This is a genomic window from Sedimentibacter sp., assembly GCF_038562225.1.
GTDB lineage: Bacteria > Bacillota > Clostridia > Tissierellales > Sedimentibacteraceae > Sedimentibacter.
In genome coordinates, this window is the sequence record NZ_JBCFAS010000003.1 from 171,102 (window position 1) to 194,375 (window position 23,274).

The 23,274-nt window shown below is 42.3% G+C and carries 21 protein-coding genes and 1 other annotated feature; of the genes, 17 read left to right on the plus strand and 4 right to left on the minus strand.

Annotated elements, in window-relative coordinates:
- Nucleotides 1–68: 68 nt before the first annotated feature.
- Entirely contained in the window at nucleotides 69–1,385 is a 1,317-nt protein-coding gene (locus AAGU76_RS12675) for an aminotransferase class I/II-fold pyridoxal phosphate-dependent enzyme (RefSeq protein WP_342485875.1), read from the plus strand.
- A gap of 37 nt (nucleotides 1,386–1,422) precedes the next feature.
- On the opposite strand, the gene AAGU76_RS12680 is transcribed toward AAGU76_RS12675, so the two are convergent.
- On the minus strand, nucleotides 1,423–1,740 hold the full coding sequence (locus tag AAGU76_RS12680; RefSeq protein ID WP_342485876.1) for a hypothetical protein: 318 nt from the start codon (nucleotides 1,738–1,740) through the stop codon (nucleotides 1,423–1,425).
- A gap of 316 nt (nucleotides 1,741–2,056) precedes the next feature.
- Between AAGU76_RS12680 and AAGU76_RS12685 the strand changes: the two genes are divergently transcribed.
- The 5 genes from AAGU76_RS12685 to AAGU76_RS12705 all read left to right on the plus strand — a co-directional run bounded on the left by AAGU76_RS12685 (nucleotide 2,057) and on the right by AAGU76_RS12705 (nucleotide 7,527).
- Complete coding sequence (locus AAGU76_RS12685; RefSeq protein ID WP_342485877.1) at nucleotides 2,057–3,211, plus strand: GGDEF domain-containing protein; 1,155 nt, start codon at nucleotides 2,057–2,059, stop codon at nucleotides 3,209–3,211.
- A gap of 335 nt (nucleotides 3,212–3,546) precedes the next feature.
- Entirely contained in the window at nucleotides 3,547–3,834 is a 288-nt protein-coding gene (locus tag AAGU76_RS12690) for a UxaA family hydrolase (protein WP_342485878.1), read from the plus strand.
- A complete protein-coding gene (locus AAGU76_RS12695) occupies nucleotides 3,831–4,997 on the plus strand; it encodes a UxaA family hydrolase (protein WP_342485879.1) in 1,167 nt (388 codons plus the stop codon). The genes AAGU76_RS12690 and AAGU76_RS12695 overlap by 4 nt, the downstream gene beginning before the upstream one ends.
- Nucleotides 4,998–5,086: 89 nt before the next feature.
- Nucleotides 5,087–6,238: a glycerate kinase gene (locus AAGU76_RS12700; protein ID WP_342485880.1), complete on the plus strand. Its 1,152-nt coding sequence runs from the start codon at nucleotides 5,087–5,089 to the stop codon at nucleotides 6,236–6,238.
- Between the two features lie 110 nt (nucleotides 6,239–6,348).
- The gene (locus AAGU76_RS12705; RefSeq protein WP_342485881.1) at nucleotides 6,349–7,527 is read left to right on the plus strand and encodes a PAS domain-containing protein; all 1,179 of its coding nucleotides are present in this window, start codon (nucleotides 6,349–6,351) and stop codon (nucleotides 7,525–7,527) included.
- A 117-nt stretch (nucleotides 7,528–7,644) separates the two neighbouring features.
- Here AAGU76_RS12705 and AAGU76_RS12710 read toward each other — a convergent pair whose 3' ends face one another.
- Nucleotides 7,645–7,974: a glutaredoxin family protein gene (locus AAGU76_RS12710; protein ID WP_342485882.1), complete on the minus strand. Its 330-nt coding sequence runs from the start codon at nucleotides 7,972–7,974 to the stop codon at nucleotides 7,645–7,647.
- A gap of 377 nt (nucleotides 7,975–8,351) precedes the next feature.
- Nucleotides 8,352–8,586 (plus strand) — a binding site (T-box leader).
- 57 nt (nucleotides 8,587–8,643) lie between these two features.
- Here AAGU76_RS12710 and aroF (AAGU76_RS12715) point away from each other — a divergent pair.
- The 10 genes from aroF (AAGU76_RS12715) (at nucleotide 8,644) to AAGU76_RS12760 (ending at nucleotide 18,497) form a co-directional block, all read left to right on the plus strand.
- Entirely contained in the window at nucleotides 8,644–9,657 is a 1,014-nt protein-coding gene (aroF, locus tag AAGU76_RS12715) for a 3-deoxy-7-phosphoheptulonate synthase (protein WP_342485883.1), read from the plus strand.
- A gap of 1 nt (nucleotide 9,658) precedes the next feature.
- Nucleotides 9,659–10,753, plus strand: a complete 1,095-nt coding sequence (locus tag AAGU76_RS12720) for a prephenate dehydratase domain-containing protein (RefSeq protein ID WP_342485884.1) — start codon at nucleotides 9,659–9,661, stop codon at nucleotides 10,751–10,753.
- A gap of 324 nt (nucleotides 10,754–11,077) precedes the next feature.
- Entirely contained in the window at nucleotides 11,078–12,091 is a 1,014-nt protein-coding gene (aroF, locus tag AAGU76_RS12725; protein ID WP_342485885.1) for a 3-deoxy-7-phosphoheptulonate synthase, read from the plus strand.
- A gap of 12 nt (nucleotides 12,092–12,103) precedes the next feature.
- The gene (locus AAGU76_RS12730) at nucleotides 12,104–12,964 is read left to right on the plus strand and encodes a prephenate dehydrogenase (protein WP_342485886.1); all 861 of its coding nucleotides are present in this window, start codon (nucleotides 12,104–12,106) and stop codon (nucleotides 12,962–12,964) included.
- Entirely contained in the window at nucleotides 12,951–14,012 is a 1,062-nt protein-coding gene (aroB, locus tag AAGU76_RS12735; RefSeq protein WP_342485887.1) for a 3-dehydroquinate synthase, read from the plus strand. The genes AAGU76_RS12730 and aroB overlap by 14 nt, the downstream gene beginning before the upstream one ends.
- Before the next feature lie 11 nt (nucleotides 14,013–14,023).
- The gene (aroA, locus tag AAGU76_RS12740; protein ID WP_342485888.1) at nucleotides 14,024–15,277 is read left to right on the plus strand and encodes a 3-phosphoshikimate 1-carboxyvinyltransferase; all 1,254 of its coding nucleotides are present in this window, start codon (nucleotides 14,024–14,026) and stop codon (nucleotides 15,275–15,277) included.
- Complete coding sequence (gene aroC / locus AAGU76_RS12745) at nucleotides 15,255–16,349, plus strand: chorismate synthase (RefSeq protein ID WP_342485889.1); 1,095 nt, start codon at nucleotides 15,255–15,257, stop codon at nucleotides 16,347–16,349. The genes aroA and aroC overlap by 23 nt, the downstream gene beginning before the upstream one ends.
- A gap of 10 nt (nucleotides 16,350–16,359) precedes the next feature.
- Nucleotides 16,360–16,878 (plus strand): shikimate kinase, encoded by a 519-nt coding sequence (locus AAGU76_RS12750; RefSeq protein ID WP_342485890.1) that lies wholly within the window; start codon nucleotides 16,360–16,362, stop codon nucleotides 16,876–16,878.
- 108 nt (nucleotides 16,879–16,986) lie between these two features.
- A complete protein-coding gene (locus tag AAGU76_RS12755; protein ID WP_342485891.1) occupies nucleotides 16,987–17,313 on the plus strand; it encodes a hypothetical protein in 327 nt (108 codons plus the stop codon).
- A gap of 47 nt (nucleotides 17,314–17,360) precedes the next feature.
- Complete coding sequence (locus tag AAGU76_RS12760) at nucleotides 17,361–18,497, plus strand: cation:proton antiporter (protein WP_342486303.1); 1,137 nt, start codon at nucleotides 17,361–17,363, stop codon at nucleotides 18,495–18,497.
- 36 nt (nucleotides 18,498–18,533) lie between these two features.
- Here AAGU76_RS12760 and AAGU76_RS12765 read toward each other — a convergent pair whose 3' ends face one another.
- Complete coding sequence (locus AAGU76_RS12765; RefSeq protein WP_342485892.1) at nucleotides 18,534–20,012, minus strand: DUF4886 domain-containing protein; 1,479 nt, start codon at nucleotides 20,010–20,012, stop codon at nucleotides 18,534–18,536.
- Nucleotides 20,013–20,042: 30 nt separating this feature from the next.
- Entirely contained in the window at nucleotides 20,043–22,412 is a 2,370-nt protein-coding gene (locus AAGU76_RS12770) for a bifunctional diguanylate cyclase/phosphodiesterase (RefSeq protein ID WP_342485893.1), read from the minus strand.
- A 308-nt stretch (nucleotides 22,413–22,720) separates the two neighbouring features.
- Between AAGU76_RS12770 and AAGU76_RS12775 the strand changes: the two genes are divergently transcribed.
- Nucleotides 22,721–23,260, plus strand: coding sequence for a DUF2148 domain-containing protein (locus tag AAGU76_RS12775; protein WP_342485894.1), 540 nt, complete (start codon nucleotides 22,721–22,723; stop codon nucleotides 23,258–23,260).
- Nucleotides 23,261–23,274 lie beyond the last annotated feature (14 nt).

The following is a 23,274-nucleotide window of genomic DNA, read 5'->3' on the forward strand; positions in this document are numbered from 1 at the left end:
TTTATGCTAGAATGTTTGATTAACTAGTTCAGTAATTAAAATATATTAATTTTAGGAGGTTTTTACCGATGAGTAAACCAATACTGTCAGCACATTTTGAATCAAGAACGCCTTCAGACGTAAGACTGGCTCAGATGAAATATGAGGAGCGCAAAGTTAAACCGCAGGCTGTTATAAATGTAGGCATAGGAAACGTATCGCTTCCGACAAATCCTGCAATGATGAAGAGAATGTTCAACCTTGATGCACCTGAAAGCCCGTTTTCAAAGGGTGTTATCAGATATACCAGCACTGTTGGTTTTGCAGAAACCCAGGATGCTTTTAAAAACATTCTTAACTGCGAGGGATTCGATACCAGTAAGCTGCATGTTCAGGTAACAGACGGTGGATCAACCGGTATGGAGTTGCTGCTTATAGGCGTTTGCGGAGCTGCAGGCTCTGACGAAAAACCACTGTTGATGATAGATCCAGCTTATACAAACTACATTTCTTTTGCAGAAAGAATAGGCCGTAAGACTGCAACTGTGAAACGTCACATGGACGAAGACGGAAAATTCAGTCTTCCTGAACTTGACAAAATAGAAGAAACAATCAAGGCTAACAATCCGGGAGCCCTTCTGGTTATTCCATATGATAACCCCACAGGACAGTTTTATGATTATGAAACATTGAAGGCACTTGCAAGCCTGTGCGTAAAGTACAACATGTGGATGGTAAGCGACGAAGCATATCGTGAACTTTACTATGTTGAAGGAAGCAAACTGGTAAGCATCTGGGGAATCACTGACGCAGACGTACCGGGAATTGAAGGAAGAAGAATAAGCATTGAAACAGCTTCTAAGGTATGGAATGCATGCGGTCTGAGAATCGGAGCCATAATAACAGACAGCCCTGAATTCCACAACCGTTCGGTTGCTGAATACACAGCAAACCTCTGTGCAAACGCCATAGGACAGTATATATTCGGTGCGCTGGCACATGAAAGCAAGGAAGACATTGCAGCATGGTGCAAGGGACTCCGCGACTACTACAAGGATCTTATATTCATGGTTTACAACGGATTGAAGGAGCAGGAACCGGGATTGATCGTATCAAGCCCTGACGCGTCCATCTACTCTGTAATTGACGTCAGAAATGTTGTTAAACCAGGCTTTGATGCAATAGACTTCGTTCTTTATTGCGCACAGGAAGGTTCCGTAAATATTGACGGCGTTGATACAACTCTTCTTGTTGCACCGCTGAAGGGATTCTATGACATTGCCGGAGGAGAATACAACCCCGGTAGCACTCAGTTCAGAATTTCATTCGTTGAAACCCGTGAAAACATGGCTAAGGTGCCTGAGCTGTTCGTGAAGCTCTTGAGACAATTCGAAGCCAGCCGCTAACATAAACAAAAGCTTGCCCAAACGGCAAGCTTTTTTGTTATTGTTTTGCTGCTGCAATTTCTTCATTGTCCAGAACAAAGAAATTATTAAAAGCTCCCACTACCTTGTAGGAGTAGTAGTCGTTGTCCATTGTGTAAAGGCTCCAAACCTTGTAATCTTGACGCACAACGGAACTGTCGGCAACAAAATCCGAAACCAGACCGACTACAGACTTTTCCAGTTTTGTGGATGCATTTGATTCCTCATAGTTCTGAGACTTGTACCACTCCTTGTAATCCTCATAGGAAGGATTTGTAGCAAAACCAATTAAAGACACTATCATTACAAGCGCAACTAAAAATAAAAATCCTTTCATGACCAGAATTGCTCCTTTCTTTTTAATTAGTATTTACATTAATTACCAAAATATTCACAGTACTATTTTTGTGGTAATTGCATTTAAAAGAGCAGAAGACATGGAAAATAAAATCATATCTAAGTATCCGATTAATTTCGACAAAAACAGACAAAGGTGTTGATGGAAAAATGATATAATATTTTGACTTTCGTCAATTGTGCTTTTTGAAATCAACAAAAGGAATATAATGACAAATGTCAAATATTGGTGTATAATGGAATAATAATATTCATTATATATTAAAGGTATTGGTACTGTATCAAGCGGGTGGGGGATGATTGGTATGCACAGGTGTTATAAGACATACATTAATTCTTTTGTTACAATTACAATGCTGGCGAGTGCTTACATATTTATGAACTATGAAACAAATATGCCTTTGTTAGCTTTATTGATTGCAGTTTATGCTGCAGTTCTGGAAATCGTAATGCTTACATACACACAAAACAGCGGAGCTTCTTTTCAGGGAACGGTTACATTATTGGCAGTATTTTTATATAATCCGGCTGTTTGTGTGTCGATAATAACAATTACATTGATACTTGAAACTATAGCTTTCAAGCTAATAAACAACGAATATCTGTTCAATTCATATGATAAATTGCTGTATAACTGGGCAATGCGCGTTATTAGTATTTTATCAGCAAAGGTTGCTTTTTACCTGCTGAGCAGTTTTAATGGTTTGTTAGCAGTCATAGCGGCGTCATTTATGAACAATGCAATTAATGCTCTTTTGTTGATGATTGTAATTTATTTATATACCAACGATAAGGATGATGCGCGTGTTCACAGCATTCATTCCATGGTATCATTCCTGTATATAAGCGTCCTTATAAACATTTTACAGTTTTATGGCTATGAAGCCTATGGAATCAATGCAATTGTTGTAATTTTCATGCTGCTTATGCCGTTCCAGACATCAATACTCGAAAAGGCTCTGGAACAGGAAATAAAGGAATCTGTTTTTCTGGATTCATTGACAAAAGCATACAATAAAGCAAGTCTTTCGAAACAGCTTACGGACTACCTGCACGGCAAGGTTCCGTTCACTATTGTTTTTATGGATTTCGATAACTTTAAGGTTATAAATGATACATACGGTCACGATGTAGGAGATAAAATACTGCAGCACTTTGCTAATTCAGTCAAAGGAAATCTGAGAAAAACAGACAAATTATACAGGTTCGGCGGCGATGAGTTTTGTCTTATAGTAGACAAGGATTGTGATATAGACGTTGTTATAGACAGAACGTATAAATTAAAGGATAACCTTATTTTCGAGGAAGGAAATTTAAAAATACCGTACACATTTACAATAGGAAAATACAGATATACAGGTGAAGATACCCTTACGGAAGAGGAAATAATCGGAACGGTCAGCCACAGGATGCTTCAAAACAAATTGAAAATGCAAATGAACATGGCATAACAACATGGCGTTTCCATTCAACAGGAAATGCCTTTTTTATGTAGAAAGTTGTTTTTGGCTATATAAAAAAGAATTTAAAAATCGGACGTTGCGCCATGTGACTGTTAAGGGTCGATGATCAAATATTCCAAAATGCTGCACATTATCTTGAAAAATGTGCTAATATATAATAGGATTTTAGTGATTAAAACATGAGTACTATTTTGCAGAAGATAAATTGCAGTGACTTCCGCTTTAGGCAAAGAGCAACAGCGCTGGTTTCAAATGTTTTACACGGAAATTGATTTTTATGCTCAGAATTATATGCTATGTTAAAAAATTTAATGGAGGAAATCATGAATGCTGTATTGAAAACGTCTGAAAATGACAATGTTGTCACATGCCTTCGAGCATTGAAAAAGGGAGAGGAAGTTATGATTGAAGGTACAATATGTGTAGCAGGACAGGATATTCCGCAGTTTCACAAAATGGCTGCCATAGATATAAAGAAGGGCTCTCCTGTGTACAAGTACGGCCAGGTTATAGGGCTGGCTACCAGGGACATAAATGCCGGAGACTATGCCCATGTACACAACATAGAGAGCACCAGAGGACGCGGCGACAAGAAGGAGGAAACTGTATGAAATTGTTTGGATACAAAAGAGAAAACGATACCTTCGGCATCCGAAACCATTTGCTTGTCATACCGGCTTCAGTGTGCGCAGGAGAAACTGCGTCAAGGATAGCAGCCATGGTTCCCGGTGCTGTTGCCATTCCACATCAGCACGGCTGCTGCCAGGTTGGTGATGATTACAGGCAGACATTCAGGACGCTGGCTGGCTTTGGCAGCAATGCCAATGTAGGCGCTGTCCTTGTAGTTGGATTGGGATGCGAAGGAATAAATTCCAAGGAATTAGCTGAAGTTATATCATTAACTAAAAAGCCTGTTGAACACATTATTATTCAGGAAAACAACGGAACACTCGGGACGGTTTCAAAAGGCGCCGAGATACTGAGCAGAATGGCAGCAGATCTTTCAAAAATGCAGAAGGTTCAATTTGACATAAGCGAGCTCATACTTGGACTTGAGTGCGGAGGATCAGACCCCACGAGCGGTATAGCTTCAAACCCTGCCATTGGAAAGGCATCGGATATGCTGATTTCCCTTGGGGGAAGCAGCATACTGAGTGAAACCACAGAGGTTATTGGTGCTGAACATCTGCTGGTTGAACGCTTCGACACAGATGAAAGCAAAAGAAGGTTTCTGAAGATGGTTGATGACGTTGAAAAAAGGGCCATAGCCATGGGCGAAGATTTGAGAGGAACTCAGCCTACTCCCGGAAACATCCAGGGAGGTCTCACAACTATAGAGGAAAAATCGCTGGGATGCATGCATAAGGCAGGAACATCCTTCAATTTCGTGGATGCACTGGAATATGCTCAGGCGGTACCAAAAGACAAAAAGGGACTTTACTTCATGGATACCCCCGGTGAGGACATTGACTCAATTACGGGAATGGTGGCAGGCGGAGCGCAGATAGTTGTGTTCACTACGGGAAGGGGAACGCCCACAGGATGTCCCATAGCGCCGGTCATAAAAATTACCGGCAATACCGAAGCATACCAGAAAATGAAAGACAACATCGATATCAATGCCGGAAAAATAATAACGGATGGTGCAACCCTTGACGAAATAGGCAGAGAGATATTTGACAAAATAACGGAAGTATCAAACGGAAGTCTCACAAAGGCAGAAATCTTAGGACATAGGGAATTTGGTGTGTATAGAATCGGCTATACTTTTTAGAGAGTGTATAATAATTAAAACTAAAAGAGTATTCATAAGGTGTCAGTAACATTTCAGTAATGGTAATAGAATAAAAAGGATGTGATTTCATGAATAAAGTTGTGTTGATTCCTGATTCGTTCAAGGGAACATTAAGTTCGGAAACGATCTGCAGCATAATGGCAGACAAGGTGAAGAAGCATTTCCCGGATTGCCGTGTTGTGTCAATACCTGTGGCAGACGGAGGAGAAGGCAGTGTTGACTGCTTTCTTGCTGCCGTTGGAGGAGAGAAGGCAGCAGTAACTGTCAAGAATCCGTACTTTGAGGATATGCAGTCATTTTACGGGATATTGAAAGGCGGTGATACAGCAGTCATAGAAATGGCTAGCTGTGCCGGTCTGCCTCTTGTGGAGGACAGAAAGAACCCTTTAAAAACAACAACCTATGGAGTAGGTCAGCTTATTCTGGCTGCAGCGGAAGGAGGATGTAAAAAAATAATTGTGGGTCTAGGAGGCTCCAGCACAAATGACGGAGGATGCGGTGCGGCGGCTGCCGCAGGGGTTAAATTCCTTGACAGGGCCGGAAATGAGTTCATACCTGTAGGAGGAACTCTGAAGGATATAGCATCCATTGATGTGTCGCAGTGCTCAAAGGTTCTTGAAAACATTGAAATAGTAACTATGTGCGACATAGATAATCCCATGTATGGCACAAGCGGAGCTGCATATGTTTTCGGTCCTCAGAAGGGTGCGGACAAGGACATGGTTGTGGAGCTTGATGAGGGGCTTAGGCTGCTTTGTGATGTCATCAGAAAAGACACAGGGCTGGATCTTAAGGATGTGCCAGGGGGCGGTGCTGCAGGTGCAATGGGTGCAGGCATGATTGCATTCTTCGGGTCATGGCTGCAGATGGGAATTGAAACGGTGCTGGACACTGTTGGTTTTGACAGCGTCATTGAACATGCGGATATGATATTCACCGGCGAAGGGAAAATAGATACCCAGAGCCTCAGAGGAAAGGTGGTCATCGGAGTTGCCAGAAGGGCAAAAAAGAAAAATGTTCCCGTAACAGTTATTGTGGGCGGAGCTGATGAAGGCATCGAAGAGGCATACGACATGGGCGTCACTTCAATATTTACAATCAACCGCCTTCCGCAGGATTTTGCCGTAAGCCGGGCCAAAAGCAGGGAAAACATGGAAGCAACAGTAGACAACGTACTGAGGCTCATCAGGAGCATGTCATGTAAATCAATGCATATTTAAATATGAATATTTATTCTTTCGGTATGAAATGTCATGCCGATTTTTTTGCGCAGCCGGCGTTGACGGTTTATAGCAAAAATAGTATAATTTTAGCATGCAGGAGGTGGAAAATGTACGATAACCAAGAAAGAATAAACAAGCTGAAGGCATATGTCAAAGGTCTCGGATCAGATGCGGATGACCGTGAACTTTATGCAGAGTACAGGGATTACATAGACCAGGTACAGCCCCAGGATGCGTTTGAAGTGTTCAAAAGTCTCCTTGATGAAGGAGAAACACCAAAGGATATTCTGATTTTCCTGGACAAAGTAATTAATGCATTTTTCAAGGGGCTTTCAAAACATAGCTGGAAAAAACCTGAAAACGATGACTTTTTAAACGATATGGCAGAGGAAAACAAAGCATTGGCAGCAAAAACCGATGAAATTAAAATCCTTTTGAAGGAAACGGATCTTACGTTGAAAAAATCGGCAATACTCTCCAAGATAAGGGAGCTTGAAACCTTTGACAGCCACTATCTCAAAAAGGAAAACATACTTTTCCCTTACATGGAAAAATCAGCAACCAAGTTTGAGGGACTTACAATAATGTGGTCACTGCATGATGAAGTCAGAAGGCTGCTGAAGAAAGCTAAACAGACGCTGGCTGACGGGGAAAGCAGCGAGCAGCAGGTCAACATGGCAATTGCAGCATTGTTTTTTGGAATTCTGGGAGTGAAGAAAAAAGAAGAGCTTATTTTGTTTCCTGCTGCATGCGAAGTCCTGAGCGAGCAGGACTGGGTGCAGATGCACAGTCAAAGTCTCGAGTACGATTTTCCATTCATAGTAAAGGAAAGGACTGCCTCTGAAGAAAAGGAACAGACAATTATTTCCTCAGACGGGATTTTCAGGACGGAGACAGGGGAAATGAATTTTGATGAAATCCTCATGGTTTTCAATGCTCTGCCGGTGGATCTGACATTTGTTGATGAACACAACAAGGTAAGATATTTCACCAGGCCAAAGGACAGGATATTTCCTCGCTCGCCTGCCGTCATAGGACGCAATGTGAAAAACTGCCACCCGTCAGAAAGCGTTCATGTGGTGGAGGAAATTATCGAAAGCTTCAGGGCAGGAAAGGAAGACAACGCAAAATTTTGGATAAATATAAAGGGAAAGACCGTGCTTATTCAGTATTTCGCGCTTAGGGATAACCTTGGAGGGTACAGGGGAGTGCTTGAGGTAAGTCAGGACATAACAGACATAAAAAACATAGACGGGGAAAGAAGACTTCTTACCTGGGACAAATAAACAAATTACGATTTTGTCATACTCAGGACGCAGTACGAAGAATCTCCATTGGATTAATTAGGGAGATTCTTCAGTGACGTTCAGAAAGACAGATTCGAAAAGACATTTCGGCAGCTTTTATTCTATCACATGCTTGCAGTTGGGACACTTTATTATTGTGTTTTCATGATTTAGGGGTACCCTCATCTTTGTTTTACACTGCGGGCATTCCACAACCCTATGATCAACCATACTCAGCACCTTTTCCTTGTCCAGTCCCACAACGATGTCATCTCCTATAAGGAATGAAGGTACGCCGGTAACCTTTCTTTTGATCATTTCTTTTCGTGCTTCCGGATCCTGATTTATGTCCCTTTCAAAGTAGTGAATTTTGTTTTCTGCAAGGAACTCCTTGGCCATGCTGCAGTAGGGTCAGGTTTTTGAAGTAAATAAAGTCACATTTTTCATAGTAATCTCCTAGCGATATTTGAATATTTTTTTGACTGCATGTGGGTTAGGCTTAATTTGGCAACTTAATAAACCAACACATACCTCATAACATAAATCCGACTGAGATGTCTATAGATAATGGTCCACAGAACCCAATGCCTTTGCCACGATTTTTATGTTCTCCGTCATTTTAATAAATACCCATATAATTTGTCATAAAACATGTAAATTTGCCAAAGGACCGACGAGCATAAATTAACGTCGATACTTTTGGCTCCAAAAAAATTCTTACAGTCACAATAAAATGATTTTTGATTACTATAAGTCTAAAGGTGAGAAAATTTAAAAATATGTATTGACAATTGACTGCGCATGGAATATCATGTAAAAAAATATTTACGGCAGTGAAAGATGAAAGTAGATTTGAGGAATCTAACAGGGAGTGCCCGTCATAGACTGGAAGCGGGTATTGGAGAAATCATTTTGAAGTTCCCTCTTGAGCCGCTTGGCTGAATAAAGTAGGCCTGGCCGCGATCCCGCGTTACAGGGATAGAATATGTCTGTATTCGATGAGCGCAGCTTTGGCTGAATTTGGGTGGTACCGCGGAATTATAACCTTTCGTCCCTATATTAATTTATAGGGTCGGAAGGTTTTTTGTTTTATAATTTTATTTTTCGGAGGAAATCATGATACTTGTATTGAAAAACGGAACTAAGGAAGAAGAAATAATCAAAATAAGAGAAATGCTGGATAAATACAACATCCGCGTAAACTCAATAGTAGGCCAGAGCACCACTGTTCTAGGGCTTGTGGGAGACACTACCGTTCTTGACATTAACTCAATCTATCTGAACAAGAACGTAGAAAAGATAATTAAGGTGCAGGAGCCGTACAAGAAGGCTAACAGGAAGCTGCATCCGGAAAATACGGTTGTGAAGGTTGGAAACATCGAAATAGGCGGACCGGAGGTTGTTATTATGGCCGGACCGTGCTCTGTTGAAAGCAGGGAGCAGATCATTGATATAGCAAGAAGCGTAAATGAGGACGGTGCAAAAATTTTAAGAGGAGGAGCATGGAAGCCTAGAACATCTCCATATTCATTCCAGGGACTCAAGGCAGACGGTCTTGAACTATTAAACCAAGCAAAGGATGAAACTGACATGCCTGTGGTATCCGAAATAACAAATCCTGCTCACATAGAAATGTTTCTGGATTCCGTGGACATGTTCCAGGTGGGAGCCCGTAACATGCAAAACTTCGAACTGCTGAAAGAGCTGGGAAAGACAAACAAACCGGTTCTGCTGAAGAGAGGATTTTCAAACACCCTGGAAGAGCTTCTCATGTCAGCTGAATATATAATGAGCGAAGGCAACGACAATGTGGTTCTTTGCGAAAGAGGAATAAGGTCCTTCGAAACCTACACAAGGAACACGCTGGATATAAGTGCCATTCCGGCTCTCAAGAAGCTGAGTCATCTTCCTGTAATAGTTGATCCCAGCCATGCGGCAGGAATGAACTGGATGGTGGAGCCGCTGTCTATGGCAGCTGTGGCTGCAGGAGCTGACGGGCTCATCATAGAAGTTCACAACGACCCCGCCAACGCTCTGTGTGACGGTGCACAATCACTTACTTACGGAGAGTTCAAGGGTACAATGGGAAAATTGAAATTGATTGCAAATTCGGTAGGAAGGAAAATGTAACATGGAGTATGACTATTTACTGGGAACCATAGAAAGATGCGATGCACAGATAAATAAGCTGTTCCAGAAGCGCATGGCTGCAGCAGAAGAGCTGACAAGGATAAATAACCGCATGGAAAGCATTGACGAGACTACGGGAAGACAGCCGGCAGAGGATGAATCTAGGTATGAAATGGAAACCAGGTTTTTTCAAGCAATGGTAAAGTCGCTGGAAAACAAGCACAGGTACAGAATATTGCCTGAAACATCAAATATTTACGAAAAAAATGCAAATCTTGACAAAAGTGATGTAAAGATTGTCTGTTACCAGGGGCTACCTTGTTCATATTCGGAAAGTGCTGCAAAATCCCTGTTCAAGGATGCAGAGCTCACTAACAGGGAAACATTTGAGGATGTATTCAAGGCAGTTTATCAGGGAGAGGCCCACATGGGAATTGTACCCATTGAAAATTCAACTGCCGGATACATAAATGACGTGTATGACCTGCTGCTCAGGTACGATTTGTTCATAAACCACACGTATGTAAAGAAAGTCGACCACTGTCTGGCGGGAATTCAGGAAACAGACCTAAGTTCAATCAGGGAAGTGTGTTCCCATCCGCAGGCTTTGGCCCAGTGCAGGGAATTCACAAAAAACAGCGGCTACGCTGAGGTGACAGAAATAAACACCGCTGTGGCTGCACAAAAAACAGCCATGATGAACAGGAAGGACTTGGCGTGCATCTGCTCTGAGGAAGCAGCAGAACATTACGGACTTAAAATACTCCGTACACACATAAACCATAAGGAGCAAAACTACACGCGCTTTGCAGCTGTTTCCAGAAGGATGGCTGTTGAAGAAGACCACAACAAGGTAAGCATCGTGTTCAACGTTTCCCATGAGACAGGAACCCTGAGCGAGGTGTTGAGCACATTCGCATACTACGGCTGCAACCTTTCGTACATTAACTCGCGTCCGAACCTTATAAAACCATGGGAGTACATGTTCTACCTGGATTTCGAGGGAAATCTGGCCAACAGACACATACAGTCGATGCTGACCCAGCTTAAGACGGAGCTTCCATACATGAAGGTTCTCGGAAGTTTCAAGGCCTGAAATAATAGAATAATTTAGCTTAAACCAAAAAAGTTGTTGACATCCTGATTTTCTGTGATACAATACAAATAATTTAAATACAGACAGGAGAAAGAATGAAGGTTGTAAATAAGTTTTTTGCGGCTAAATTGTATAACTATTATTTTAGTAATTATTATTATTACTATTATTTTTGTACAAAAAAACTGCATGAATCTTATTATAAAGGATTACAACCCAAATTCCTATCATATGGTTATATTTAAACTTATATAATTGTATAATCGAAATTTTTGAGAGTCCTTTTGGGCTCTTTTTATTTTATCACAAAACAGGAGGTCAGCTATGATATTGGTAATCAGAAAACAGGCAAGCGAAAAAGAAATTGAGGATGTAAAGAAAAAAATTCATTCTCTTGGGTGTGAAGTGCATGAATCCGTGGGAGTAAACTGCCACATTCTCGGAATAGTGGGGGATACAAGCGTAATAGAGCCCGGAACTTTCCAGACAAACCCGGCAGTAGACAAGGTAATAGCAGTTCAGGAGCCGTACAAGAAATCAAACAGGATGTTCCATCCGGACAACACTGTGGTGAAGATCAATGACATGGAGATCGGCGGAAAGAAGCTGGCCATCATAGCCGGACCGTGCTCTGTTGAAAGCGAGGAACAAATAATTTCCATAGCGGAATCGGTCAAGAAGTCCGGTGCTGGATTTCTAAGGGGCGGAGCGTTCAAGCCCAGAACTTCGCCCTATGCGTTTCAGGGTCTTAAGAAGGAAGGGCTGGAGCTTTTAAAGATAGCCAGAGAAAAAACGGGACTTCCCATTGTGACAGAAATAATGTCAACCGACAACCTTGATGAATTTGTTGAAGACGTGGATGTAATACAGGTAGGGGCAAGAAACATGCAAAACTTCGATCTGCTGAAGCAGCTGGGAAAAACCAGAAAGCCCATACTTCTGAAAAGAGGACTTTCTGCAACAATCGAAGAGCTCCTCATGTCTGCTGAGTACATCATGGCCGGAGGAAACGAGAATGTGATTTTGTGCGAAAGAGGAATCAGAACCTTTGAAAAATTCACCAGAAACACGCTGGACTTAAGTGCAGTGCCTGCCATAAAGAAGCTGAGCCACCTGCCGGTCATTATTGACCCCAGCCATGCCGCAGGGTTATGGTGGATGGTTGAACCCATGGCAAAGGCAGCCGTTGTGGCGGGTGCAGACGGCCTCATCATAGAGGTCCACAACGATCCTGAAAATGCATTGTGTGACGGAGCCCAGTCCATAAAGCCCGATAAGTTTGACAAACTCATGGATAAACTGAAAGTTCTCGCTGAAGTCGAAGACAGGGCCATATAAGGGGTGATTGCGGTGACTGAAGACTTTAGCATAACCATTGTGGGCCTTGGATTAATCGGAGGTTCCATAGCAAAGGCCATCCGTGAAAATCTCAAGGTGAAAAATCTGTGGGCAGTAGACATTAACAAGGAAGCACTGGAGGAAGCAAAGGACAGCGGCATAATTGACGGCTTCTTCCAGGATGACAGTATACCGCTTAAAGGTTCGGATATTGTAATCCTGTGCACATACCCCAATGCAGCATTGGAATTCATGAGAAGGAACATGGAACACTTCAGGAAGAACGCCATAATAACGGATACTTCAGGCATAAAGGGCAAAATAGTGGAGGAAGCAAGAAAGATTCTGCGCCATGACCTGGAATTCATAGGAGGGCATCCAATGTCCGGCAAGGAAAGCACAGGGTACAGGATTTCGGACGGCACCATATTCAGAGGATCAAACTACATAATTACTCCTCATGAAAGCAATAGCAAGGAAACGGTGTTGCTTTTAAAGAATATGATGCTTAAAATAGGATTCAGGAAGGTTATAGAACTGGAACCGAAAACACATGACAGGATCATAGCTTACACCAGTCAGCTTCCTCACATACTGGCATGCACGGTTATGAACAGCGAAAGCTTTCATGCCGGAAGGGACTGCATCGGCGGAAGCTTCAAGGACATGACAAGGGTTGCGGATATAAACGGTGAGCTGTGGAGTGAGCTTCTGATAGAAAATAAGGAGAACATCCTTGCTGAGCTGTCAAGCGTCATGAGTGACTTAGAAGACATTTACCATATGATTGAACGTGAAGATGCAGATTCTTTGAAATCTGCCTTCAGAAAAAGCGGCAATCTTAGAAAAGAGATGAAATATGAAAAATCTTAAATTGGTTTTGGATAATGTAACCAGCGAAATCGAAATTGAAAGAGGAATAATAAAGAACTCCGGAAGAGAAATACGGAATATATTAAGGGGAAAGAAGGCAGCTGTAATAACAGACGAGAATGTGTATTCGCTTTACGGGAAAACTCTTGCTGATTCACTGGAAAAAGAAAACATAGAGTGTGATTTCATAGTCTTGCAGCCCGGGGAGCAGAGCAAATCTCTTGAAACCTTGAAGGGGGTCTACTCAAATCTTGCCGGTATGGGAATTACAAGAGGCGACATGATAATAGCCCTGGGTGGAGGCGTTATGGGCGACCTGGCCGGATTTGCTGCTGCAACCTACCTGAGGGGAATTGACCTGGTGCAGGTGCCCACATCACTGCTGGCACAAATTGATTCCAGCATAGGAGGAAAGGTAGCCGTAGACCTGGAGGAAGGAAAGAACCTCATAGGAAGCTTCTACCACCCGAAGCTTGTGCTCATTGACCCGGATGTGCTGGTCAGCCTTCCTGAAAGGTTTGTGAAAGACGGTCTTGGAGAGGCAATCAAGTACGGCTGCATAAGAGACGAAATGTTGTTTGAAAGACTTCTGGATATTAAGACAAAAAAAGTGCTGTTTGAAAACATGGAGGACATTATCCACAGCTGCCTGACAATAAAAAAGGAAACCGTTGAACATGACGAAAAGGACAACGGGCTTAGGATGACTCTTAATTTCGGACACACCATAGGCCATGTTATTGAAAAGTATTTCAATTACGAAAAGTATTCCCACGGGGAAGCGGTTTCCATGGGAATGCACCGCATAACCGCGAAAAGCGAGGCGCTGGGGTTAACTGAAAAAGGCACTGCCGACAGAATAAGAAAAATCCTTGACAATTACGAAATTGAGCATAGATTTCCCCTGATGAACCAGGAAGACATGCTAAAGACAGCAGCCCTTGACAAAAAGAACATATCAGGACACATGAACCTCATCCTGCTGAAGAACATAGGAAACTGTTTCATCCAGAGGATTCCTGTGCAGGACTTAAACAAATACATCTAACGGAGAATATTATGGAGACCATTAAAATTAAGCCCGCAACGTTAAGCGGTAAAATAACCGTTCCGCCGTCAAAAAGCATGAGTCACAGAGCTGTAATCTGCGCGGGTTTAAGCGACGGGGAAAGCACAATAGAACATGTGATACTTTCGGAGGACATAAAGGCAACAATCGAAGGTATGAGGCAGCTGGGTGCAACTATACAGATTATAGGAAGCGAATATGACTGCACGCTAAACATCAAGGGCAGCACAAAAATGGTCAGCGAAGCTTTCATTGACTGCAGGGAATCCGGCTCAACCCTGAGGTTTTTAATTCCTGTAGGGCTGATGCTCTCAAAAAGGTGCACATTCACTGGCTCAGGAAAACTGGTTGAACGTCCATTGAACGTATTTTACGAAATATTTGAAAAAGATGGAGTACATTACAAAACAGATGATGGAAAGCTTCCGCTGGAATCATCGGGAGTACTGAAGGGCGGACACTACAACATGACAGGAACTGTCAGCTCACAGTTTGTTTCAGGGCTTCTTTTCTCTCTGCCGCTGCTGGAATCCGATTCAACCATAGAAATAACAGACAAGATGGAATCGAAAGGGTACATTGATCTTACCCTCAGCATGCTGGAAAACTTCGGAGTGCATGTTGAACATGACGATTACATGCGCTTTCATATAAAAGGAAACTCAAAATATGAGCCTTCTGACTACAGGGTGGAAGGTGACTATTCCCAGGCTGCGTTTTTCATTGTGGCCCGTGAAGTGGGAAACCATGTTGAATGCTTAGGCCTTAATGAGGATTCGCTTCAGGGGGACAAAGAAATTACCAGAATCGTTAGAATGTATGATAATTCAGCCAGAGAAGTCACAATCGACGCATCACAGATTCCTGATCTGGTGCCTGTGATGGCGGTGCTGGCATCCCTTAAGGATGGAGTGACAACCAGCATTGTTAACGCAGGAAGGCTCAGGATAAAGGAATCTGACAGATTGAAGGCAATTTCAACAGAACTTAAAAAAATTGGAGCTGACGTATGTGAGAAGGAAGATGGACTGGTAATCAGAGGCAGGAAAACCCTCAAGGGAAATGCAATGGTGAACAGCTGGAACGACCATCGCATAGCCATGTCGCTGGCGATTGCCGCCACTAGGTGCGAAAAGGAAATAATATTGGACGGCTGCATGGCAGTAACAAAATCATACCCACACTTCTGGGATGACTACAAACAATTGGGAGGTGACACAAGTGAGTTCAATGACGGGCAATAAACTGAAGATCAGCATATTCGGAGAATCCCATGGGGAAGCAATCGGCGTTGTTATGGACGGACTGCCCTCCGGCTTAGAAATTGACTTAAGCTTCATAGAAAAGCAAATGGCCAGGAGAGCCCCCGGTAAAAACAATATTTCCACCGGAAGGAGCGAGGGTGATCTCTTTCGCATAGTCAGCGGTATATTTGAAGGCAGGACCACAGGCGCACCGCTTTGTGCAATGATACAGAACCAGGACACAAGATCAAGGGACTATTCGGAGCTTAAAATTAAAATGCGCCCGGGGCACAGCGACTACACGGGTCACGTGAAGTACTCAGGCTTCAATGACTACAGAGGCGGCGGACACTTTTCCGGAAGAATAACTGCACCGCTGCTGTTCGCAGGGTCCCTTGCAATGCAGATACTTGAAAATTACAAGGGAATCTATATAGGAAGCAGAATTCAGAAGATTTATACGGTTGAGGATTCAACCCCCTTCGAGGAAAGCGAAGAATGTGTCCTGAACCTGAGAAACAAGGAGTTTCCCGTAATCGGAGATGAAGCTTCACAAAACATGCAGCAGGAGATTCTGAAAGCCAGGGAGGAAGGTGACTCCGTAGGAGGAGTAGCCGAAACACTGATTCTGAATGTGCCTGCCGGTTACGGCGAACCATTTTTTGATTCTGTTGAAAGCAGATTGTCTCATATGATGTTTTCCATACCTGCCGTGAAGGCCATCGAGTTTGGTGAAGGGTTCAACATGGCAAACATGAAGGGTTCCCAATCAAACGACCCGTACATGATGCAGGGAACGCGGGTCATTACAAGTACCAACAACAGCGGAGGAATCCTAGGCGGCATAACAAACGGAATGCCCATAAAATTCAGGACAGCAATTAAACCCACTCCTTCGATTTCAAAGACTCAGAAAACAGTGAACATTGAAGAAATGCAAAACACAACGCTGCAGGTTACTGGGCGCCACGACCCATGTATACTGCACAGGGCAATACCAGTCATTGACGGTGCAGCCGCTCTGGTGGTTCTGGATTTGATTCTTGAAAGAGAAGGGGAAATTATTCGATAGAAGGTGACGTATGAAGAATATAGTATTGATTGGAATGCCGGGCAGCGGCAAAAGCACAATAGGAAAATTGCTGTCACAGAATCTTGATATGAATTTCATAGACATGGATGAATATATAGAACGATCCGAACAAAAAAGCATAAAGGAACTTTTTGCCCAGGGAGAATACTGCTTCAGGGATGCAGAAACCAGATGCGCCAAGAAACTGAGCTCTGTGAAGTCTCACGTGCTGGCAGCCGGAGGCGGCATAGTAATAAGGAAGGAAAACATAGACTTCCTGAAGAAAAACTCGGTTATAATCTTTCTGAACAGACCTGTGGAAAAAATAATTCAGGACATAGACTGCGGAACCCGTCCCCTCCTTGCTAACGGTGCCAAGAGGCTTTACGACTTGTACAATGAAAGAATTTTCCTGTACAAATCCTACTGCGACATAGAAATTCTGAATACCACAACCATTCAGGATACGGTGAAGAAGGTCATAAGAAACGTTGAAAACAGCCATAAAAGAGAACAAGGTACCTGCTGAGGATACCTTGTTTTTTTAGTTGAATTTGACAAATTATTTCTCTGGTAGTATTATTAATAACCGTAAGTATATTATATAGATGGAAGGTGAAATAATATGGAGATGCTGATGGTTATTCTCAAAAAAATTGACATGGTTGATGAAGTTATGCAAAAACTGGCAGAAACTGGCGTTAAGGGCGGTACTATCGTTGAAGGAACCGGCATGGCCAAGGCATTGGTAAATATGGAGGACATTCCAATATTCGGGATGTTGAGACATATGCTTGTGGATGAAGAAAAATTGGTAAGCAAGCTGCTGATATTTGTACTGAAGGAAGAGCAAGTCAACAAAACAAGAGAAACAATAAAGAAGGTTATAGGTGATTTCAGTGAGCCGAATACGGGTATAATGTTCTCTATTCCTATTAAAGATGTGGAAGGATTTGGTGAATAGTTTTGGAAGGTTTAAATATTTATTTGTATTTGGCAATCTCATTAATTTTGGGGTTGCTGTCAAGCAAAATTATGGACAAGATTAAATTTCCAAATGTTACAGGGTACATTATAATAGGACTGATAGCCGGTCCATATTGCTTGAATGTTCTGACTCTGGAGGCTGTTGAGAAGTTTTCGATTATTCCAGATATTGCACTTGGATTCATCGCTTTTTCCATTGGTGCAGAATTTAAATTGTCTTACTTGAAAAAAGTCGGTAAGTCACCAATAATCATAGCATTTGCTGAAGCTGTGGGAGCAGTGCTGGTTGTGGATTTGGTTTTGATTCTGACTGGTAATGATACTGCATTTTCACTGGTTCTGGGAGCCATAGCTGCCGCCACAGCACCTGCTGCAACGCTGATGGTCGTAAGGCAGTACGATGCAAAGGGACCCGTTACCAATACGCTGCTGCCGGTTGTAGCCATAGATGATGCGGTTGCCTTGATGTGCTTCGGCTTATCGGTTGCCATAGCCAAGTCTTTAAATTCTTCTGAAACCGGTTCGATGCTAGCTACCCTGGCAGACCCTGTTATTGAAATAGTGGGAGCTTTGGTATTTGGAGCTTTTCTGGGTTTTATTTTAAAGTTGCTAACAGCATGGTACACCGGTAAGGGGAACAGATTATCTGTTGCAATTGCAATGGTCTTTTTATGCATAGGAATATCGAACATGCTTGGATTTTCAGCTCTTCTGGCCTGTATGGCCTTAGGTGCGGTTTTTACAAATATTTCGGAACTAAGTGAAGAGGTGTTCAAACAGGTTGACAGGATAACACCTCCGATTTATCTTCTGTTTTTCCTTATATCGGGAGCAGAGCTTGACATTACAATACTTCCTACAGTTGGCGTCATTGGAGTTATGTATGTTATATTCAGGGTTGTAGGTAAGGTTATGGGAGCTGCTTTTGGAGCCCAGGTCTCCAAGGCTGAGCCTGTTGTGAAGAAGTATCTTGGGTTCACGCTTATACCTCAGGCAGGTGTTGCAATAGGTCTAGCCGGGATGGCTGTATCCATCGTTCCGGATTACGGCTATAAAATTCAAACTATAATCCTTTGCGGTACGGTAATATATGAACTTATTGGGCCTTTGGTGACTAAGATGGCTTTGATGAAGGCCGGGGAAATAGAAACGAACGCCTAACAGGATTTGAAAACATTAATATAAAAGCTTATAAGGTCAGTCCTTATAAGCTTTTGTTTTATACGGTGTTACCTTGTATGGATTTTTAACTGCGTTTGCAACTGCAGTTTTGGCAAGTCTTGCCGTTTCCTGGTCTGTGCCTTCGGGAACGAATGAAACATCTTCATAAAGGTCTTTGTCCACTTTCATGTCTTTTACAATAAGGGTTTCGAACACGGTGAGGCCTGCTATGTATCTTCCGGTTTTTTCATCCAGGTGAAAACCGTCCCGGGTCAGCTCTTTGCCTATGGAGTTAAGAACTTTGCTTGTCCTTGCATTTTGTATGGCTGTGCCGCAGGGAATAACTATATCTATTTTGCTGTCCTTTGAAGCCTGGGTGTAGGCATTGGTTATGGATTTGTACATTGTGTTCTGATTGCTGTTGTACCTGTGAAACTCTGCATGGGAGCTGTCCGATGCATAAGCCCACGTCATGTTCAGCACAATGGCTGCGTCCGGAGCCAGTTTCCTGACGTAAGACGACAGATAGCTCAGGTATGGCTTATAAGTGGAATAAATGCCCGAATACCCCGAATACTGCTGAAGTATTATGTAATCCCAGTCTTCATCAAGTATCGCATCCTCCATTTTCTTTTTCGGAACTGATGTCATCAGTGAGGATGTCCATTTTTGATACGAATAATATGCGTTGTTTTCGCTGGCGTTTTTCCAGTGGGTTTCCAAAGAACAGCCGTTGAAGTTCAGGTTTGCCGTCACCACGCTTATGCCTGCGGAGTTGGCGATGTCATGTACCATGCTGATGGTATCGTTGGAAAATGAATTGCCTATGGCAAGAATTTTTATTGTTCCTATTTCTGGTTCAACAACTTTCAGCTTGCAGAAAATGAGATTGCCTTGGCTGCTTGCTTTGGCGGTTATGTCTGTCTCGCCTATGCCCTGCGTTTTTACCGCACCAGTTTTGTTTATATCTGCAGTTTTTTTGTTTGATGACGCAAATGAAGTCTTGGTATCGGTTTTAAACGAAACAGCAGTATCCTTGTACATGCTTATTTCATTAAAACCGCTTCCGGTAAGCTTTTGATGCTCCACAACCGCATCAGACTTAAGAAGCATGCGGTCTATGGAAGTTTTTCCTGTCGCTGTGATTTTAGCGGTTCCGTCTCTCTTGTCCACAGAAAGTCTGCTTATTGAAGAATCCTGAATGAACAGCGTGTTCTGACCGGTTCCTCCCACTATCAATTCTCCGGTCACGATGACGTTTTTCAACGTAATTTTTCCGTTTTTAACGGATTTACCAATGTAAAGGTTTTGGAACACTTTGTTTTCGACGGTTGTTCCGGCCTTATCCACTACAAGGTCTGAAGCGTTTGAGAAGCCCATGATGCTTTTCAGTGACCTCTGCATGAACTCCGTCTGACTTTTTATGTCCTGATCAGCACCGTAGACAGGCGCAGGAACAGCTGCAAAAAACAGAAACACAATCAATAACAATGATGCAATGATTTTTTTTGTCATTTTAAATACCCCCTGTTACATTATAGCACCTTATATATTTTTTTCAACGAGCAGATTGGATTTGATCATCTTCTCAAAATCAGAAGCACTCATGGGTTTGCCGTACAAATATCCCTGGAATTCATCACATCCTAGTTTTGCAAGTATGTCCAGCTGCTCATGGGTTTCTACTCCTTCGGCGATTGTTCGTATACCTATGGATTTAGCCAGCATTATTACTGCCTTCACTATCTCATAGTCAAAGTTGTCCGATGAAATTACGTCTATGAGCTGCTTGGCTATTTTTATGCGTTCAAAGGGAAGTATCTTCAAATAGCTCAGCGATGAATAGCCGGTGCCGAAATCGTCAATGGATACGGATACGCCAAGACCGCTGAGTAGTGAATCTATCTGCTTTATTCTGTACTCGCCGGCTATGGCCTGATTTTCTGTTATTTCAATGTCTACTTGTTCAGGGGAAACCTGGTTTTCGTTCATGATGAAAGTAAGCCTGTCTATAAAATTTTTGTTGTCCAGCTGCTTCGGTGAAACATTGATGCCCACCTTCAAATGCAGGGATTTTTTATTCCATTGTGCAATCTGTGTGATTGCTTTTTCCATTACCCAGTCTCCTATGGAGCTGATGCAGTCCATCTCTTCCGCTATGGATATGAACTCTGTGGGTGAAAGAACTCCCAGTTCACGGCTTTTCCACCTGAGAAGAGCCTCGGCTCCGATAATTTCCCTGTTCACTGTGCTGAACTGAGGCTGGTAGTAAAGCTCGAATTCCTTGTTATAATCGGCTGTCTTGATCAAGTTTTCAATCTTTATTTTTCTTCCCATCTTTTCACTGATTCTTGAATCGAAAAAGATGAATCCATTTTTGCCGTTTTCCTTGATTTCGTGCATGGCAAAGTCCGCATTCCTCATGAGAGAATAGCAGTCTTTTGCATCCATCGGATATATGGATATTCCTATGCTTACTGAAACATAAAACAGGTATTGACCTATTTCAATAGGTTCATTGCATTCACTGACCATGGACCGGGCTAGCGTCTCCATGTCCTCATATTCAAAAAACCCGCGTTTCACCAGCACAAACTCATCTCCGCCCATCCTTGCCAGAATTGAGTCGCCGCATACATGCATTTTCAGTCTTCTTGCTATTTCAACCAGTGCCTGGTCTCCTATCTGATGCCCGTACATGTCGTTTATGAACTTGAAACGATCCAGGTCAATGTAAAATAGAGCAGTCTTTTCGCCACTGTCCAAAGAATGAAGCTTGCTGTCAAGGTTGGAAAAGAAGTAACGCCTGTTGTACAAGTTTGTAAGATGATCCATGTTTGACAAAAAGTCAAGTTCCTTGTTCTTCAGCTCCAGCTTCTTGTAGGCATCTGATATTTCCTTTGTTCTCTGCTTGATTTTTTCTTCGAGAAGAACGTTCATTTCCTTTTCTGCGGCAAGCAGCTGCTCCTTTTTTATGTACCGCTGTATGTGTCCGGTTAGTATTTCCCTGATTGCCAGTATAATCAGAAAGTAAGCCGCAGTCTGAATGCTGAAGTTTCCAAAAAACAGCGCTATAACAGGGAAAAGCATCAGTATGAACCGCTTTTGCCTGAAGCCCACATTCATAAGTTTTTCTTCCCTCTGCTGTACGGATGAGTTGTCAGAGTATTTTTTTGTTATAGATCCGGTGGCTATAAAAAGAAAACCAAGCATGTAGGCTGAATCTATGAGGGTGTTTGGAACATACAAATCGTGCATGCACAGGTACAGGTAGTACATGTCGGCCATGTAGTATACAAAGATTCCGGCCAGCGTTAGATACGTACTGTTATTGAGTTTTCCCTGCCTTATTGAATAGTATGAAATGAACATTATTACCAGTGCGGCAATGTCAAATATCAGCATGGTGTTTTCAAACATGTGCTGCTTAACAAGAAGTTTTACAATTTGAATGTCTCCCTTGTAAAACACAATCCATACCAGCAGCACAGATGACAGTGTTAAGGCCAGGGAGTCCAGTGTCAGCTGCAGCATGTTCCATTTCCTGTATATGTCCATGAAGTACAATATAACTGCAGCCAGAAGGAACATATTGGGTACGAAGTACATGTATTTCAGCAGGATGCTTTTATCAGGTGAAAAGGGGGTGAAGAAATAATAAAAGGACCAGATAAAGTCTGCAGCGGTCCATGATAGCATGGAAAAATACAGGTTGATCCATATTTTTTTGCTGTTAGACTTTTCGTCCTTTTTAAGAAGCAGCAGGTTGTGAAGCAGTACTGCCGATGTAATCACGTCGATTATCGGTGACAGTATGTTTCCCCAAAAATCAGATTTATAAATTGAAGCGGTGAAAAAGGTGCTGTACAGCAATATCATCAATAAAATCGAATCTCTACAGTTGTTGCGTTTCATATGCTCTCCGACGCCCAAGATGGACTTGCAAATTTTGCTGATCCAGCAATGTAACATTAATTTCGGCATAAAACAATAAAATTTAAGTGTGGAGATAATTAACATGCAAATAAATATTAATAATAGTTTATTGGTACTAAAAAAGGAATATTTAATTATTGAACAAGAGTCAATGGTACAGAATTTGCATACATAGCTATATCAAGAGTTGGACAAAATTTAAATTAACCTTGTTGATGGATTGATTTTAATGTATAATTTTATAAATTCAAATGGAACATTATTTTAATGTGAATCGAGGAGTTATTATGAGCGTTATAATGGAAGCACAAATAAGAGATGAAGTAGTCAGAAGAACAGCCGAAAGAATGATTACTACAGCCAGAACCGCCCCAAAGGCCAAGGGTATTGACAATTTGGAAATAGCAATAGCAGAAGGAGATACTATACTTATGATGTCCCAGAAGCTGAGGGAGTTGGCAAATGACGGCACAGGTCCGGAATATTTTGTGAGGGATGCGGATAACATTTTGAATTCAACAGCAGTAGTGCTCATCGGCACAAAAATAAAACCGATTGGAATCAAGTACTGCGGATTTTGCGGATTTAAAAACTGCGAAGAAAAATTAAAGCATCCGGATGTTCCATGCGCCTTGAACACAGGGGACCTTGGAATTGCTGTAGGGTCTGCTGCAAGCGTGGCAATGGACGAGAGGGTTGACAACAGAATCATGCATTCCGTGGGAGTCGCTGCTGTTGAACTGAACCTCCTGGGGGAAGAAACAAGAATCGTATATGGAATTCCGCTGTATGTTGGTTCAAAGAACATATTTTTTGATAGAAAATAATAAAGGAGAATGAA